The 16,420-nt window shown below is 37.7% G+C and carries 16 protein-coding genes and 2 pseudogenes; 12 read left to right on the top strand and 6 right to left on the bottom strand.

Annotation, left to right across the window (positions count from 1 at the left end; translation table 11 throughout):
• The first annotated feature begins 87 nt into the window (after positions 1-87).
• Both KUE00_RS20535 and KUE00_RS20530 read left to right on the top strand, forming a co-directional pair.
• On the top strand, positions 88-279 hold the full coding sequence (locus KUE00_RS20535; RefSeq protein WP_246762075.1) for a hypothetical protein: 192 nt from the start codon (positions 88-90) through the stop codon (positions 277-279).
• A gap of 143 nt (positions 280-422) precedes the next feature.
• Positions 423-975 (top strand): annotated as a pseudogene (locus KUE00_RS20530) (transposase); the annotation flags it as partial.
• Here KUE00_RS20530 and KUE00_RS20525 read toward each other — a convergent pair.
• A pseudogene (locus KUE00_RS20525) lies at positions 919-1,540 on the bottom strand (tyrosine-type recombinase/integrase); the annotation flags it as partial. The pseudogenes KUE00_RS20530 and KUE00_RS20525 overlap by 57 nt on opposite strands.
• Positions 1,541-1,874: 334 nt before the next feature.
• Here KUE00_RS20525 and KUE00_RS20520 point away from each other — a divergent pair.
• From KUE00_RS20520 to KUE00_RS20510, 3 genes are all read left to right on the top strand, one after another.
• Positions 1,875-2,729 (top strand): DUF6387 family protein, encoded by an 855-nt coding sequence (locus KUE00_RS20520; RefSeq protein WP_246762151.1) that lies wholly within the window; start codon positions 1,875-1,877, stop codon positions 2,727-2,729.
• A 99-nt stretch (positions 2,730-2,828) separates the two neighbouring features.
• A complete protein-coding gene (locus KUE00_RS20515) occupies positions 2,829-3,035 on the top strand; it encodes a helix-turn-helix transcriptional regulator (RefSeq protein WP_246762073.1) in 207 nt (68 codons plus the stop codon).
• Positions 3,036-3,047: 12 nt separating this feature from the next.
• A complete protein-coding gene (locus KUE00_RS20510) occupies positions 3,048-3,371 on the top strand; it encodes a hypothetical protein (RefSeq protein WP_246762071.1) in 324 nt (107 codons plus the stop codon).
• A gap of 154 nt (positions 3,372-3,525) precedes the next feature.
• Here the strand turns inward: KUE00_RS20510 and KUE00_RS20505 are convergent, their stop codons facing one another.
• Entirely contained in the window at positions 3,526-3,933 is a 408-nt protein-coding gene (locus tag KUE00_RS20505) for a hypothetical protein (RefSeq protein WP_246762069.1), read from the bottom strand.
• Positions 3,934-4,322: 389 nt separating this feature from the next.
• Here KUE00_RS20505 and KUE00_RS20500 point away from each other — a divergent pair, with 389 nt between their 5' ends.
• The 5 genes from KUE00_RS20500 (at position 4,323) to KUE00_RS20480 (ending at position 9,840) form a co-directional block, all read left to right on the top strand.
• On the top strand, positions 4,323-5,558 hold the full coding sequence (locus tag KUE00_RS20500; RefSeq protein WP_246762067.1) for a tyrosine-type recombinase/integrase: 1,236 nt from the start codon (positions 4,323-4,325) through the stop codon (positions 5,556-5,558).
• Complete coding sequence (locus KUE00_RS20495) at positions 5,551-7,071, top strand: site-specific integrase (protein WP_246762066.1); 1,521 nt, start codon at positions 5,551-5,553, stop codon at positions 7,069-7,071. Before KUE00_RS20500 ends, KUE00_RS20495 begins: the two co-directional genes overlap by 8 nt.
• A complete protein-coding gene (locus tag KUE00_RS20490) occupies positions 7,064-8,896 on the top strand; it encodes a hypothetical protein (RefSeq protein ID WP_246762064.1) in 1,833 nt (610 codons plus the stop codon). The genes KUE00_RS20495 and KUE00_RS20490 overlap by 8 nt, the downstream gene beginning before the upstream one ends.
• A 12-nt stretch (positions 8,897-8,908) precedes the next feature.
• A complete protein-coding gene (locus KUE00_RS20485; RefSeq protein ID WP_246762063.1) occupies positions 8,909-9,328 on the top strand; it encodes a hypothetical protein in 420 nt (139 codons plus the stop codon).
• 95 nt (positions 9,329-9,423) lie between these two features.
• Positions 9,424-9,840, top strand: a complete 417-nt coding sequence (locus tag KUE00_RS20480) for a hypothetical protein (protein ID WP_246762061.1) — start codon at positions 9,424-9,426, stop codon at positions 9,838-9,840.
• A gap of 80 nt (positions 9,841-9,920) precedes the next feature.
• Here KUE00_RS20480 and KUE00_RS20475 read toward each other — a convergent pair whose 3' ends face one another.
• From KUE00_RS20475 to KUE00_RS20465, 3 genes are all read right to left on the bottom strand, one after another.
• Positions 9,921-11,606, bottom strand: coding sequence for an ATP-binding protein (locus KUE00_RS20475; RefSeq protein WP_246762059.1), 1,686 nt, complete (start codon positions 11,604-11,606; stop codon positions 9,921-9,923).
• A 12-nt stretch (positions 11,607-11,618) separates the two neighbouring features.
• Positions 11,619-12,830, bottom strand: coding sequence for a DUF4297 family anti-phage-associated protein (locus tag KUE00_RS20470; RefSeq protein ID WP_246762057.1), 1,212 nt, complete (start codon positions 12,828-12,830; stop codon positions 11,619-11,621).
• A gap of 160 nt (positions 12,831-12,990) precedes the next feature.
• Positions 12,991-13,473, bottom strand: a complete 483-nt coding sequence (locus KUE00_RS20465; protein ID WP_246762056.1) for an Hcp family type VI secretion system effector — start codon at positions 13,471-13,473, stop codon at positions 12,991-12,993.
• 81 nt (positions 13,474-13,554) lie between these two features.
• Here KUE00_RS20465 and KUE00_RS20460 point away from each other — a divergent pair, with 81 nt between their 5' ends.
• Entirely contained in the window at positions 13,555-14,343 is a 789-nt protein-coding gene (locus KUE00_RS20460) for a DUF4225 domain-containing protein (RefSeq protein WP_246762054.1), read from the top strand.
• A 1-nt stretch (position 14,344) separates the two neighbouring features.
• Here the strand turns inward: KUE00_RS20460 and KUE00_RS20455 are convergent, their stop codons facing one another.
• Entirely contained in the window at positions 14,345-14,659 is a 315-nt protein-coding gene (locus tag KUE00_RS20455; RefSeq protein WP_246762052.1) for a hypothetical protein, read from the bottom strand.
• A 91-nt stretch (positions 14,660-14,750) separates the two neighbouring features.
• Between KUE00_RS20455 and KUE00_RS20450 the strand changes: the two genes are divergently transcribed.
• The gene (locus KUE00_RS20450; protein ID WP_246762051.1) at positions 14,751-15,566 is read left to right on the top strand and encodes a serine protease; all 816 of its coding nucleotides are present in this window, start codon (positions 14,751-14,753) and stop codon (positions 15,564-15,566) included.
• Positions 15,567-16,420 lie beyond the last annotated feature (854 nt).

Below are 16,420 nucleotides of genomic sequence, written 5' to 3'. Positions count from 1 at the left end.
AGTTATAAGGATATTAATAATAAATTCCGAGTGGTATTTTAATGGATGCACTCTTTTCGCGTCACAGATGAAGGTGATTTATTAAAGATGCAAGATGAGCTAGAAGGTAAGATGGTTGAAGGGGTCTACGTAGTAGAAAGATCTAACTATTTATCATGGTTTAATGAGCAAAGCGCCAATATTCATGATGGCGACCTTATAAATCATTATTTAATAGTTACAGGTAATAATGTTATTGATGTTTTGTCTTCCGTTAGTCCAGCAATAATACCTTGTTGATAGAAACCCCAGTTCTCACGGCCGGGGTTTTACTTTATAACTAAATAGCTGCGCCAAATAATAGATCACCCGAAGGGAACTTAGCCCGGATTGTGCGATCTGAGCAATCGCCAAACATCACAAACCACCAACCGGATTGAGCGATGCCGATCATAGTGCCAATACCCCGTATCGAACGACGCCTGATGCAGAAAGCTATCCATAAAACACGCGATAAAAATCATGCCCGCAGGCTCACCGCGATGCTGATGCTTCATCGGGGCGAGATGTTGCCAGAACGCTCTGCTGCGCCCGTTCATCCGTTGGACGCTGAATTAACTGGTTCACACTGTCGGGTGTCGAAGGACTGAAATTCTTGCCCGCAGGACGCTCCCGGCGTTGGCCATTTGAGCATATCTGCACATTGTTACGTGAGCTGATAAGACACGCTCCCGGCAATTTTGGCTACCAGCGTTCACGCCGGGTCAGAATGAAAAATATTGTCTTGCCGGGGCGTTACACAGTGGCACGGGAAAGGCCAGCTACGTTGGCGGTAACAGCAAAAGTTCGGTGCTGTTCATCACCTCGCTGAAACATTTTAAAGCCATGTACCGGCGGGTAAAAACCATCATGCTCATCGTGGATAACTACATTATCTACAAAAGCCGGGAGACGCAGCGCTGGCAGGAAAGGGTAGTTTTGTTTTCTGTATCCTTTCATTGCATCTGCCAGATCTGGTGCCGGGTTGTATTTAGCCCGCCCGGTTACAATGGCATACCTGAAAACTTCTCCACATCTGCGCCTCGCCTTATTGGCCCTCTCCAGTGCGCCGCGTTCTTCAAACCTGCGAATGACTTCCAGTATTTTCATTGGCTCGATTTCGTTTATTCTCAGGTGGCCAATCATTGGCAAAATATCATCCCGGAACATCCGCGCCAGCTCATTAGCATATCCCAGCGACCAGACCTGTTTTTTGTGCTCATACCATTCCTGATAAATGGCACCGAAGGAGCTGTCTGCAATCGCCAGCTTTTTCGCTTTAACCGGTCCACTCCTACTGAAACATCCTTTCTCGCCAGCCAAGCTTTATCCCTGGCCTCCTGTAATGACACAGTGGATACTTCCCCACCGTCAGCCCTTTCTCTTCACCGTCTATTTTGTACCGCAGCTGCCAGACTTTTTTACCGGATGCCGGAACATAGAGGTACAGGCCATTGCTATTCAGCAGGCGATAGGGTTTATCTTTGGACCTGACCGCGTCGATCTGCTTAATGGTCAGCATGGGTAAAATTCCGGCGGGTAAAATTATTTACCCGTTTTTTACCCGCCAAAGTACGTGGCTGTCAACGGACTATTGCGAACTAATGGTTTACGGGGATATTGGTTTAAAAGGGTTTTTGCGAACTACTACGGATGGGAGCGAACTGTAGAATGGTGTCCCCTGCAGGAATCGAACTTTAGTTTAAGTGCTTTTTTTTAAAGAAATAATTTTATTTGCAATCATTTGTACCAACAATGATACCAACAAAAGCTTTTCTCTTCAAAACAGCCATATAGCGTTGATTGAACAGTGTTGATTATACTCTTTTCATGGAGAGATCGTGAAGGAGTTAGCTTTGAAAAATTGGTCAACAGAAGATACCAAAGCAGTCAAATCCTGGCTGAACATTTCAAACTATAGAAAGTTCGAAGAAACCACGCTTAACTGCCTCTACCATGAGCTGTGGGCAAGGGCCTTGCTCTTTAAACCCTGGCCCACAGACGAGGAAAAGATCGGCCTTGGTGGGTACATGAGACAGATCTTCAACGGCAAGCCTTTTCTCTTCGAGCCCGAACAGCTTAACTACATGCACGATGAACAAATTCTTCAAAGCCCACCGCATATCTTCATTACAGACATAAGCCGCCTTGCTCAACTTAGCGTAACGGGTCTCCGGGTCAATCTGTTTTCATGGGAACAAGGTAGTGACGAGTACTGCGTAAATCTTCCCCACCATGAAGCTTATGTATCGACGGTTATGTCAGCGATATGTGAGAAGACAGTTCTGTTAGAGATAGACCTTGCGAGCGGAACAGACGACGAAATTGCTGAATCAATCAGAACGGCGTTACCGCAGTGGCGCAAAGTCATAGGAGTGGAGGAGAAGCCGTCAGGCACAGTTCGCTTCGGCTACGGCACAATCAAGAAGGTTATCTCTTATCGTCTCATAGCAATGCTCGACGTTCTTCTTTGGGCAAAGATGCATGACCTCAGAGTTTCTGACGAGAGGCTTTCCAGATTGCTGTACACAGACGAAGACGACGAGGCCGTTATTCGTCTTAACTACCATATCAAAGACGCTGATAGACCACTGGCTATGAAAGCAGCAACCATTGATTTCATTCGCCAATTCAACTTCTTCATGAATCGAAACCCCCACCTTAAAAATATGAGAGTTTCAGAGGTCATGAAACTCTCGGATTCCAACTGACCCAGTTTCCAGTGGCTCCCTTGTCACGAGCCACACTCACCCTCCCAATCTTCCTCTTGATAATGTAGCTCTCATCGAAACAGAAGAGAGAGCGTCAGCATGAACATTTCAAATAAAAAACTCATTCGCTTAAGTGCGGTAATAAATAAAACAGGTTATAGCAAGTCATGGATTTATAAGCTCATTAATCTCAAGCAGTTTCCTCAACCTATCAAGATCGGCTCTCGTGCGGTGGCATTTATTGAGAGTGAGATCGATGAATGGATTGAGGCTTTGATCTCTAAATCACGAAATGAAACTATTTAAGGGGGATTTAAAATGAACCTGAACGATTTTATTAGTACTAATGAATACTTTAAATTTATGAAAAAAGAATCTTTCGATAAAAGGTTTAATCATGACGCGATTGCAGCCATGTTTAATGATGCATTTTCAAACAGCATTGCTTACTGGTTAGGGGAATATCTTTCAGGAAACATAAAGGATGCAGTGTCTACTATTTTTGAACTTGAGTTCAAATTGCAGTACTCAGTTTTTTCAATATGGATGTCTTTGTTTGAGCAAAGAACAGATATTGAAAATCTGGCTAAAATCATCCTGTTGTTTAAATCTGACCATGAATTTAAGATGTTTAGGTTATAGAGATTTTGAAAAAATTATTTTCATTTGATTTTTTTCAATCATGTTAGTTATGCTTGTCTTAACTAAGGTTTGTTCTGCCGTATGATTTTACAATTAACATATCAGTAGTATGATCGGGCCATGCATATAATGCATGGCCTTTTATATGTGTGGATTATAACCTATCTTCCTTTTTTATTATTTCAATTAATGGTTCAATCTTTAATCCTAACAATTTTTTTTCATTGTTGATTCTTTCAGTTAGATGTTTGTTTTTGAGTTCGTTAACACGAGATTGAATAAATTTAAAGTTTTCGAATTGCGATTCTTCGTCAAGAGTTGATTCCTGACCTAAGCCATAGCTAATAAGTTGAGATATTGCATCTTCATCATCAAGTTCATTATCGATTTTATAGTCTAGTAAATATTGAAAGAAATCGTGGAATCCCCTTGCTGATAACTCCAATAGATAACGTTCGTAGAACTGAAAAGAAGAAAGTTCATTTAATTCTCGCAAGATTTCACTTTCATGCTCAGAAAAGTAAACCCACATGATGTCCAAGTTGTTGTTTATATCAATCATAAAAGCTCCTTAAATGTTTATTCCCTTATATAAACGATTTTGAAATTAAAGCAACTATTGACTAATTATAATCTTGTGTTATTTAAAGTTAATGCTGTGAAAATTGTCGATAAAAATGGAAAGAATTAATTATTAAAAGAGCTTAAATTTTGCAAAATTCTTTACGTAAATAATGCAAGGTTAGCTATACCAAGCTATGTGGAGTATTTTTAAGGTATCAGGTAAATAGAAGAGTCCTAATATATACCTGATTAACATTTGGAAAGAATATTTAGCCTCCTCCTTTATTGACAGTTGTTAAACGGCATATTAATAAAATATTTTTGCAAAATTTTGATAGGTCATTGTTTTTGAATATTTAACCTATACCTATTTTGCAAAGAATTTAAATGAAAAAAGGAGAGTTTATGGACAGATTTGGTATTAAAACTTTTAAAATGAAAAATGGCGAACGCTACTGCATTATAAAAAACAAGAAAACAGGTATTCCTGTATTTTATCCGTGTTTGTTTATTACCACGCAGCTGAGAAACAGCAATGAATCGATAAAGACGATTGAAACTCAGGCAGGTTGTATCGCGCTTTTTTATCGGTTTCTTTTTATGCGCAAGATAGATATTGAAAAGCGAATTCAAACAGCCAGATTTTTGGATAACAACGAAATTGATCTTCTACGAGATTTTGTCGGAAAGAGGATGAGAATCCCCAAAGTTACCAATATCAAAGATCCTCACCCTGGTGTATGCAGCGCGACAAAGTACATACGACTTACTACAATAGCAAAATATCTCGAATGGTTGTGCCAGCTAACTATTAAAAGTAAAGATGACGGCTACAGGAAAATTTCCTATTTTGTAACAAAAATAAAAGCCAGACGGCCGAAAATAAAATTCAGGAATTCAGAAGGTAACTTCTATAAAACAATAGAAGACGAACAGCTGAAAATTCTTCTTTCTGTTATTGATCCTGAGTGCGAATTAAATCCATTTGATAAAAAAGTTCGTCAGAGAAACCAGCTTATCGTCATGATATTACATTCCTTAGGAATAAGGTGTGGAGAGCTATTGAACCTGAAGGTCGAAGATATTGATTTTGCAGGGCAAATTATCTTCATAAGGCGAAGGGCTGACAGTATTGAAGACACAAGAGTCAATCAACCCCTCGTAAAAACTATTGAAAGAGATTTACCCATGTCTGACCAACTTACGAAACTTCTCCATTCATATATTACAGGCGAAAGGAAAGCCAATATCAGGAAGAAAAAGCATGGTTACCTCTTTATTACTCAAAAAGAAGGCTATACACGTGGAGATCCTTTGTCTGTTCCTTCTTATCATAAAATCATTTATAGCCTGAGAAACATTGACTCAGGTTTAAACGGATTGACCGGGCATAAGTTCAGACACACCTGGAACTTTTTATTTTCAAAGCAGATGGATGAAAGTACTGAATATGTAAGTGAAGAAATGCAAGAGCAAATGCGCTCCAGACATATGGGCTGGGAGCCTGGTTCTGGAACAGCACGAATTTACAACAGAAGATTTATCGTTTCAAAATCAGAGCAGGCAGCCCTGGGGATTCAAAATACTATTTTCCAAAAACGCAGCGGGGTGTCTTATGAATAAAATAAAAATACTAAATGCCCACGCAGAGATCTGTAATGCAAAAAATGAAGGTTACACATTCAGGATGGATGATAAATTCTGGGTATTAAGTCGGAATGTAAAATTAAATATTGGTGAAGTCAATGAAAAACTATCAGAAAATCTCAAATACAGCTATGTGAATACAATGAGATATTTTGCAGAAGAAATAAGCCCAGTATCTGTAAAGCAAATTAACATGGCTTTTATGAAATTGATTTCATTCATGAGCTTTGAATTAATTGACGAAGCTATTATGGTGATAATAAAGTCAAATGAAAAATTCTCTAATCACGATCTTGTTTGTCTCAGGATCCTAATCAAGAAGTGGCATGAATTAGGCTTTAAGGGGGTTACTGAAAAATGTATAGAACTTATTAATAACTGGACGATTAAAGATAATAAAAAGGGTGAGGTCGTCAAAAGACGAGACCCTTATCAGGGGCCTCTTACAGACATGGAGTTTGATAACTTCTATGATGCAGTTTCACGTGCTTACCAAAAGGGCACGATATCTTATTCTGATTTGGCAATGGCCTTAATCACGATTCACACAGGGAGAAGAAGTTTACAAATCACACAGATAAAAATTAAAGACCTCATTAAAGAGGGGGGTAGAAACGAATGCTATATAAATGTCCCGAGAGTAAAACAAGGTGAAAGGTACAGAGATTCATTCAGACGATTCAGGATTACACATGAATTATTTAACATTTTTAATCAACAGGCACATATTGTCGTTAAAAGTTTTATAAATCAGTTGGGCAGAGAACTGTCTGAGAAGGAGAGATTTGAATTACCAATTTTTGTTTGTCAAGAAAGGCTGCGAGAAATTTATGATTGTGAAAACTTAATGAGGATTCTTTCTTCAGACAGGCTGCATGCATACTCACTAAAGTGTACTCAAACGCTCAAACGAATAGCCACTACAGAGAACGTAATTTCGGAGAGAACGGGTGAAATAATAAATATGAATGCCAGGCGGTTTCGATATACGTTAGGTACACGGCTTGCAAGAGAGGGTTATGGAGAAGTGATCATAGGAGAATTACTTGATCATTCTACTTTAATGTATACAGGCGTTTATGTTCAGTCTGGTCCAGATATTTTGAATAAAATTGAAGACGCTGTTTCAGGCAAACTCAGCTATTACGCCAGGATGTTTCAGGGAATAATAGTTAACCAAGATGAGGATAGTTATCCTGGAGGAAGCATCAGAATTAACACTGGTGAAAAGTCAGGGCAATGCGCCAGTTGTAAGTCCTGCACGGCGTGCGTCCCTATACCCTGTTACACCTGCATGCATTTCAGGCCATGGATTGAAGGACCGCATGAGAAACTACTCGAATATTTACTTAATGAGCGTAACAGAATTCAGGACACATTGGCTGATCCTGTGACCACACAAATATTAGACAGAACCATTATAGCGGTATCAGAGGTGATAAAAAAATGCAAAGAGATCAAATCAAACTCGGAGGTATTAAATGGATAAATTTATAGGTGACAATATTGAAGTGCTGGAAACTCTCAGAGAAAAAAATTGCGCGCAGAACATTCATGATTTTGTGACTTACTGTCAGATGACGCTCAATCAAAACGATCTTGTGAATTGGGAGGAGGTTAACTGGCCAAAAGTTTTCCTTTTCACTAAAAAACCTATTAATGGCGTTAAAAAAAACTCTGTTATTGAAAATGAACCCTTAGACGTAAATTTTATTGGGTTCGCTAAAAGCTATGTCCTCTACCATTACATGAACGGGGGGAAGAAAATCAATCAACGCCTGAATATCGTTTTCAGAACACTTGAGGCAGCTCTTTTGCAGGTTAATGGGCGAAGTCATGTTCAGTACGTTAACCTGACTGTTCTGGACCAATGCGTTGTCACTTTAAAAATCTCTTACACCAAAGCGGTAGCGTACGCCTGCGGTAAAGTCCTTGAAGGACTGGTTTCATTTCTTCGAGAAAGGGATTTTCTGGTCACGCGTTCGCTACTATGGAAGAGCCCATTCAAAGCACAGGAAGCAAGCAATAGACTAACAAAAACCGCACAGGAGGCCCGTAAGGCAAAATTACCTGACAAAGAGTCGCTGAGCGCCATCGCTGAAATCTTCGCACTTCCAGACAATCAGCTTTCTGAATTGGATTTATTCATTAGCTCCGTCTTTGCGTTGCTTATGTGTGCACCTTCCAGAGTAACTGAAATCCTGACCCTCCCTGCGGATTGCGAAATTCATGAGGCGGACAGGGAAGGGAAGCTGAGGTACGGGTTGAGATTCTATTCTGAAAAAGGGTTTGGTGGAAATGTGAAATGGATACCGGAAGTCATGGTTCCGGTTGCTGAAATGGCGATCAGAAGACTGAAGACTCTTTCAAAAAGTGCCCGAACATATGCCAGAGAGATTGAAATTTCCGGTGAAGATGGTGAGCTTTACCCAGACTTCCCCTGGTATGATAAAGAAAAAAACATTCTCTATAGCAACGCACTGTGTCTGCTTTTCAGGTATCAGCTCAGTAATAGTATAAAAACACAAAAAAGCTTGTTTAAACCAACCTCAGCGATACTGAATAAAAATCTGGGCAGCACTGAATATCGCAGGACTCACTCCAAAAAGACGATCTTTGACAGGCACGGCTACAGAGGTCTACATGGACACAATCTTTCACTCAGAACTCACCAGGCAAGACACTTACTTAATACGATTGCACAACATGGTGGGCTTGGAAATTTTGACCTGGCAAAATGGTCGGGACGAGTAAGGGAAACACAAAACAGGGTCTACAACCACGTCAGCCAGGATGAGATGGTTCAGGTATCAGTTAAACATGGCGTCCCACAAATTGGCATTAAGCCAGAAAACACCACCACCCGAGCTATAGCAAACCCTTCACGGCGTATTGATATCAAAGATACAGGCCACGCAGCCATTCACGTGACAGAGTTCGGCTACTGCTCACATGACTATGTGATCTCCCCATGTACTAAGTTTAGAGACTGTATCAATTGCAGCGATCATATGTGTGTGAAAGGTGACAAAGACTCGCTGGGCAGGTTAGAAGCTACGGCGGCATATACGGAGCAGCTTCTTGAAAAGGCAAAGTTCGACATCGAGGAGGACGAATACGGGGCTGACAAATGGGTGGCCTATCACGAAAAAATGCAAGCCAGACTTCTGGGTTTGATAGCACTACTTAAAAGCAAAAATCTTGAGGACGGTGCGCTGATAAGACTGGATGGTAATGATTTTACACATATGAAAAATATCACAGACGGGAGCAGGAATGAATTGAATGTAAATGAAAGGATAAATCATAATTAAAAGGAGAACTATATGGCTAAACATTTAGACAATAAAGATATCAATATAATTAAAAATACAATAGCAGGTTGGGACAGTGAGAAGTCAGGTAAGCTTTCATGGGAATATCTTTGTAACAGGCTTGAACCAATGATTGGTAAACGACCGACGCGTCAGTCACTGGGACTTCACAAAGATATTGTCATGGCTTTCAATCTGAAGAAAAAAAATATTAAATCTGGCAATGACGGAGTAAAGCGACCAGCTAACTTGAAAATTGCCTCACAGCGTATCTGTAATCTTGAACTTAAAAATAAAATTCTGACAGAAGAGCTCAGGAATCTGGAAGAGAGGTTTATTATATGGCAGTACAATGCTATAAAACACGGAATTAGTTTTGAGCAACTTAATAACGGATTGCCAAGTATAGACAGAGAAACGAATGCCGATTAAATATTAATTTGCGCAGATATTGCGCAATTTAATTTATATGTTATGTTGTATATACAACCAAGGAGTGGTTGAGTAATTTTGCAAGGATGCAATTTATGAACAAGACAGAGACTCTTACAAAGGAAGAAAAGCTCCTCTTACTTTTGCAGATGTTCATTGAGAGATTAAAAAAATCAGATTTCGCACAGGATAAGATAATTCGCTATATCTGGCTTTTCTGTGTCGGTTACTACATTAAGTACTACCTTCCACAATCTAAAACAGATCTCGCTGATCGTTTTACGATCATATCTATGCTATCAAATGCGCTTAAATCAAGCTCTCCAAGAATCATTCAGCACCTCGGCTATGAACATGAAATCACTTTTTTCTTTCGCTTTATGATTCATTACGCCATTGATAATGAAGAGGATGCTGAGGGAGTGTATCTTGAAGAACGTGTGAAATATGAGAAAGCTATACTATTGGATCAAGTAATAGCTACTAGGAAGAAGAGGGGAACACGGATCTAATCCATATTGAGGAAAGCTAAGTAAATCATTAAATAAAAAACCTAGCTTTCCTGTTTTTTCGTCATAGGGTGCAATGAAAACTATTTGTACCACTCGCTCTTAATATTTTCTATATCTAAATCTTTCCATTCTTCTTTCCATAGCTGCCAGTAAGGTATGTCGTTTGAAGATGGTGCATGGATACATGGTTCAATTTGTACGATGGATGGTAGTATAATAGATTCACCTACAAGTAAGGCTTCCCCTTGACGAAATGAAGTCATTTTATCAATTAATGAACCGAGAGAATCAGGTAATAATTTTTTTACATAACCTTGGTCAGCTGGATTTGTAAGACGCATAGCTATGAAATTGCTACATTGAGAAAAAATAGTTTCAGAAATCTCAGATGGTCGTTGACTTGCTAATAAAAGTGTGACGCCGTATTTACGACCTTCTTTTGCAATTCGTTCAATAGCTATTTTAGATGAACGATATTTAGAAAGTTCACTATTAGGAACATACTTATGAGCTTCTTCATAAACTAGAAGAATTGGAATGTCGTTATTAATCTTTTCATTTGGGTTTTTTAAGCATCGTATACGTTTATAAATATATCCATATTCAAATACGAGTCGAGATATTAGTGAGACTGTGATACTTAAAACTTCGAAAGGCACACCACTAAGGTCTATTATAGTAACGTTGGATTTTTTTTGAGAGCTGTAGCCTAACAAACTTTCGAGGGTTTCTTCGAACGTTATACCCTTTGAATTTTCACCTAAGAAAAAGCTAAGCCGATTATCGTTTAACTTATTTTCTAGCCGGTTGATAAAATTGGTCAGCTTGCCATGAAGGCTACCTTGTGTGAATTTAGGCTGACCTGCCTTTTCTTTATTGCTTTGGGCATACACTTCACCAGTGTCGACCATTTCTTCGTTCTTTGCAATAGTGTATTTAAGCACTTCTTTAATATCAAAGACAATAGGTGTATCTAAATGAATGTTTTTTCGCTCAGCTTCTGAACCATTGAATTTAGCTAGGCGATCCTTTATTATGGCTTCTTTAAAGATATTTCTTTGATTGTGATCGTTAGCTTCAGTATCAAGAAAAAACTCGTCCAATTCTTCACTGTTCAACATCCAATATGGCAAAGTCAAATTTGTAATATCAATGAGATTCGCTGTTGGAAAAGCGGACTTATATTCAGAATGAATATCGAAAATGATAACATGAGAGTTATTTAAAGAGAATTTCTCGTCCTTTTCATTGACCGCTTTTTGAATAATAGTTGCTAATGTATGTGATTTACCCGAACCAGTCGAGCCGACAACAGCAATATGCTTATTGAAAAATTTATCTCCATTGACAGGAACCGGAACGCTCAGGTTTGAAGATAAAGTAGAGAAAAGAAAAGCTGCTTCTTTGGGGACCGAGTCTTCATAAATTTTTTTGATATCGTCAATGCTTGCTGGAAACACATTCTTTGGTGGTATTGCAAGAGAATCTCCACCACGTTCGAATTTTCCATCTCTTAATATACCCAATGGGAAAGCCTCGATGATGTGATCCCGCTTACCATCTATGTTTACTGCTATTTGAAAGTTCTCAATAATAGCGATGAGGATTGCATTTTCATTATCAGCTATCTTAACATAAGAACCCACTTTTAGAGTTTCCTCTGCCAATTTGAAATTCTCTAAATCGTCAACAACTATTCGTACTTTATCAGGGAATACAGCAATAACTTGAGCATTAATTTTATCATCTTGCTGAGTGTGATTCATTTTTCACCTTCCTTAGATTATTGAATTAATATCTGAGTGTTTTTTTAATTGAATTTTAATATGCTGCACTGAAGGATTATTGTAATCGAAGTAATAATCATTAATGTGGAATTGATAAATTCGTCTTGTCTTGTTAATATTCTCTATAACTTGTTGTAAATTATCAAGAGTGTTGATGATTTTTAACTTTATTCCATTTCCATATGTGGCACTTGAAATCATAGATTGAATGCTAAACTGTGCACCATTGAAGTCATGGCCATCTATGATTTTGAAATTTTCTATTGCCAATTCTCCCTTGAGTGAAACTAACTCATCATGAGCTAAACCTTGTATATAAACATAAGGACAAAATGGATTGGGCTCACGCCTAGATAATTTTGACCATTTCCGTGAGATTTCAAACAAAATGTTTTTTATTTCATATCGCATGTAGGATGAGTTTTCAATTTCAATCAAAAAGAATCGTTCAAATGGAGAGATATTAAGTTCTGTGAAGTACTCTTTACGTAATCTTGAAAAGTGAGCTTCCATTCCTTTCTTTTGTATAAACCATTCATTGAATAAAATGCTTGATGTGTTTATTTTTTCGAGAAAGTCTTTCTTAGTTATTAAGCGTTTTTCTTTAATTTCTTGAATGGCAAGAGAACGTATAATGGATAAAGCATTATTATAAAAGAAATACTCTGCTGTGAATTTTGTTGTTTTAAACTGATTTTGAAGGGATTCAATGACATTTTGAAACTGTACATCAAACGCTTCGGCATTAATATTAATTGTCAGTCGTCTTAAAAATTCTGAAAGGTCGGAGTCGGACAGTTTTAAATCTCTATGATGATAATATTTTATATCTTTAAGTGTGTAAGTTAAAAAGTTCTTTTTGAGAAATTCAATATCAATTTCAAGGTTTAGTTTTTCATGTCCTGAAAGATAATGCCCATAAATTGAGTATAAAACCTTCGGCTTTGAACCCAATAAAGTTTCTTTAAAGTGAGATAACATATGCTTTATAGCATCTTTAATAACTGAGTGGTTGTATTCTGTTTTTGCATAATATTTACATTGAGTTGCGGTTATATCATCAGCAGTGTGGATGTCGATATCCTCGACACACTCGACTTCAATAGCATGGTCTAAAGACTCAAGTTTCAAAATACTTAAAATAGTAAGATCAAATTGATAAAAATAACCTCTTATCGTATTTACTGCACTTCTATCAGTCATAAAATATCCTTAATTAACAGATAATATTTTTAAATCAGTTAACCGACTTCAGATTCTAAGGTTTATGAATAACATAAATACCGAATTTTATAATTTTAATATTCCTATGCTGTGTTTTAGCTATAGATAATAAATTTTTAAAATATCTAACGAAATGAAATTATAATTCTCTATTTGATTTAATATCCCATCCAGATTGGCTCTCCGCACCTTTGCCACCACTTGCTGACTGTTCCCAGTATTGTGTTTTAACTTTTGATGCCTGGAATTGATAAGAGACCCCTATCAGGTCACGGCTTGTAGTGCCATTGAAAATCACATTGGTGATTAGAACGTCTTCAAGCGTAATGCGACAGTACTCGATTTGGCTCCCGCCAGCCTTACATACCGAAAGCTCAACCTTACTGATATGCTTGCCGTTAGAGGCATAGCGCATGATTGCTGGAGTTGCTTTGTCTATGAGGGCCTGAACCGAGAGATCACGGTACTGAACTTTTCCAGCACCACCTCCGCCTCCAACTGTCATGTTCCCTGGCTGGTTCGCGCCCCATGTGAATGACTCAATGTTGATCCAGCCCTTGTGGTTACTGTCCTGCGATTCACCTATAATACTATCGATTTTTAAGAAGAGATCAGTACTCATTGTTAGTCCTTTCGCTTTCCCTGAGAAGGGTAATCTGATTAAATAACTTAATGATATGTATAATGACATAAAGGCACAGTCATGGACTACTGGAAACCAGACCGATTTAAGGATTACTTTTTGACTATGGCTCATGCTGAAGCAAATCAACTGCTTAGTACTGCTAATCACTTATCGTTGATCCACTTATCTGATGGCTACAACAGGCTTCAGTTTCAGGACGAAATGAAAATTTTCGTTAATGCCCAAGTGGATGCTATTCGTTCAGGTACGACAGATGAAGAATGCCAGCAATGTATACAAAATCTGAAAGAAGAACATCGTAATCTCATGAGACAAGATCAGTTTCTTCGGACAGGTCAGGCGGCATTGCATGCTTCAGTAAAATTCGTTCAGCAAGGTGATATCTGGGGATATGTTATCAATGGTGTAGGGGTAGTACTGAGTGGGTTACAGGTAGTGGCTGGGTTTGGAGTCATGGCCGCTTCAGCTGCAACCGGAAATATAATAGGGATTGGATTTGGTGCGATGCTCACACTTCATGGAGTGAATGGTGTTCAGGAGGGCGTTATGAATGTTATTACAGGTAAAAACGACGCCGAGGGGTTCCTAAAAGACGGTTACATTGGAGCAGCCAAATTCCTAGGCTTTGACCAAAAAACAGGTCAGATTGCTTACAGCAGTATGGATCTTGCTCTATCTGCCTATGGCATTTTTAGGCTGATAAGAAAACCTGAAACATTCCGTCTTTTTTACTACATAAACTCCGATTTCGTTAGGGGTATCAAAGATATGAGCCGCTTTGAATTAGGCGTAGAAATATATAACGACTATTCCGCCCTTAAATCGATATACGATAATAAAAAATAGATCATTTTTTTCTCGTATAACGAAATGCTCTATATCCTAGTTTCATCGGCGTAAAAATGTAGAAAATTGGAGCTATGATTAGCATCGTTATTGAGTATGAGGTGATGGCGAGGTTATCCTTGTACATAAGCGTGTATATCCACACAATAGCAAGAATGATTATAAGGAGCATGGAGGCAATAAAACGTATACTAAGCTCTTTAAGTAAAGCTGGGGAAGTAGTTCCACTTTTTACGGCTTGCATTCTTAAAGCTGCAATATCTTTTGCATTGAAACCGTTCTCAGCAAGTTTTTTTTCAAATTCAATGATGTTCATAAAATCACCAAAATCGTGTGTTTACACCGATCATAACTCATGTAGCTTGGTGGATACCAGCAAAATTATTTTCCATTCAAAGGAGATATAAATGTTAGAAGACTCGAAATTAATTTATCCTTACCCCTCTATTATTCACTGGTCCCCAACGTGGATTGAAGAAAACAAATCCACGGGATTAGCTTTAAAATGGCAAAGTTCACTCGTATCATTTTTTATTACTCAACCTCATCACAAACAAGAGGCTTTTCTGATTGGCAGTGGGTTCCTCTGCCTGTTAAGTGGTCAAATACCATGCATTGTTACTGCCTCCCACGTAATAAAGGATATGCAACAGAGTGATTTTTCTTTCATTTCTATTGACGGGAAAAAGTTTAAATTTGAGCACTTAGAAATTTATTTCAATGATGATCAAGATTACGCTATTATTCCCATGCCTGAAGAAATTATAAAAGAAATACCCCAAAGTATACTTTTTAACAATAGATGTGATAATGAAAAATATGAGAAAACATCCTCATTTGTAATCATGGGATATCCATCAAAAGCTAACAAGTTGCATAAACTACGCCCTGAAAAAGGCTTGTCACCCTTTAATATCAACTTTCATGGCTTTTTATATGAAAGAGAAACCGAAGATATTTACTTCCATTTTGTTGCTGACGGTAAGGAAAAAAATATTTGTTTCGAAGATGTTAGTACTAATAAAACCGTTACTTCTCTTGCCGGTATGAGTGGAAGTGTAATTGCACAGTTGATCATTAATAAAAAGAGCGGGGAAGTATCTCTAAAATCTGTCGGTATATTTAAAGAACACAGACCTAAAAGGGGTGATTTTTTGGTTGGATCAACATTCATCGATTTTGCTGACGAAATAAATTCATATTTAGAAAGTGTGGATATTTAAATAATTTTCGTTTTAAATAGATTTAGATACCCTCCAAAAGCATAAGGGGGATATCTTACTACAAAGTAGAAATGGGTTGTTCAGATATGATGACTGAAAGTGAAGCTATTGAAATTGCCAAACAATATGCAGAGAAAACTGGTTAAGGTTGGGACGAGCGTTTTCATGAAGCTGAGTGGTCTCCTTTTGATGATAAATCTGTTTGAATTATTTTAACATTAGATTTGAAATTTTCTGAGGAGCTTCCATGGATGATGGAAAGCATGCCTTATCCAATATTACATTATATGGATGTATCCTGTGGTGAATGTATTGCAGTTTGAAAAAGAGGTGGTGCGATTCTTCGCTTGGGGAAGTCAAAGTTTTTATTAACGTGTTTTATAAAGTATGATAATGTTTTTTTCAAGAATTAAAATCCTTTATATGCAGGCTTCAAAGTAATAAAAAATACAGAATGGCAATGCCAGCTACAAGCGTAATTGAATAAGAGACAGTGTTTCCTTGCGCACCACCAATAATAGTATAAAGGAGTCTATTCAAAAGATTAACTGTTATTATTAATGCAACTGAAATCTTTTCTTTAACTGGGAAAAAAGCCATTTGTACGGGTAACCTTCCTTCTCAGCCTACTGACGTATCAGATAGATTTCATTGGATGTAAAAATATATTTTAAAAGTAGTTCTTCGATTTGCATTCTATTCATAATGTCTTTAATTCATTTTATGTGCGATAAATCAATTATAATTTATTGATTAAGCCTCGCACAAATATGTGAAAGTATTTTAGTATTTTAGTATTTTAGTATTTTAGTATTTTAGTATTTTAGTATTTTAGTATTTTAGTATTTTAGTAT

The sequence above is a fragment of the Erwinia phyllosphaerae genome (assembly GCF_019132875.1).
In the GTDB taxonomy this organism is placed as follows: Bacteria; Pseudomonadota; Gammaproteobacteria; order Enterobacterales; family Enterobacteriaceae; genus Erwinia; species Erwinia phyllosphaerae.
The sequence above is the reverse complement of the archived record's forward strand: the minus strand, read 5'-3'. Positions and strand labels throughout refer to the sequence as shown.

Excerpts from the sequence above, each read along its gene's own strand:
- KUE00_RS20515 (WP_246762073.1), top strand. The coding sequence starts at position 2,829 with ATGAACATTTCAAATAAAAAACTCATTCGCTTAAGTGCGGTAATAAAT.
- KUE00_RS20490 (WP_246762064.1), top strand. The coding sequence starts at position 7,064 with ATGGATAAATTTATAGGTGACAATATTGAAGTGCTGGAAACTCTCAGA.
- KUE00_RS20460 (WP_246762054.1), top strand. The coding sequence starts at position 13,555 with ATGGACTACTGGAAACCAGACCGATTTAAGGATTACTTTTTGACTATG.
- KUE00_RS20475 (WP_246762059.1), bottom strand. The coding sequence starts at position 11,606 with ATGAATCACACTCAGCAAGATGATAAAATTAATGCTCAAGTTATTGCT.
- KUE00_RS20450 (WP_246762051.1), top strand. The coding sequence starts at position 14,751 with ATGTTAGAAGACTCGAAATTAATTTATCCTTACCCCTCTATTATTCAC.
- KUE00_RS20510 (WP_246762071.1), top strand. The coding sequence starts at position 3,048 with ATGAACCTGAACGATTTTATTAGTACTAATGAATACTTTAAATTTATG.
- KUE00_RS20480 (WP_246762061.1), top strand. The coding sequence starts at position 9,424 with ATGAACAAGACAGAGACTCTTACAAAGGAAGAAAAGCTCCTCTTACTT.
- KUE00_RS20495 (WP_246762066.1), top strand. The coding sequence starts at position 5,551 with ATGAATAAAATAAAAATACTAAATGCCCACGCAGAGATCTGTAATGCA.
- KUE00_RS20455 (WP_246762052.1), bottom strand. The coding sequence starts at position 14,659 with ATGAACATCATTGAATTTGAAAAAAAACTTGCTGAGAACGGTTTCAAT.
- KUE00_RS20465 (WP_246762056.1), bottom strand. The coding sequence starts at position 13,473 with ATGAGTACTGATCTCTTCTTAAAAATCGATAGTATTATAGGTGAATCG.
- KUE00_RS20505 (WP_246762069.1), bottom strand. The coding sequence starts at position 3,933 with ATGATTGATATAAACAACAACTTGGACATCATGTGGGTTTACTTTTCT.
- KUE00_RS20535 (WP_246762075.1), top strand. The coding sequence starts at position 88 with ATGCAAGATGAGCTAGAAGGTAAGATGGTTGAAGGGGTCTACGTAGTA.
- KUE00_RS20470 (WP_246762057.1), bottom strand. The coding sequence starts at position 12,830 with ATGACTGATAGAAGTGCAGTAAATACGATAAGAGGTTATTTTTATCAA.
- KUE00_RS20500 (WP_246762067.1), top strand. The coding sequence starts at position 4,323 with ATGAAAAAAGGAGAGTTTATGGACAGATTTGGTATTAAAACTTTTAAA.
- KUE00_RS20485 (WP_246762063.1), top strand. The coding sequence starts at position 8,909 with ATGGCTAAACATTTAGACAATAAAGATATCAATATAATTAAAAATACA.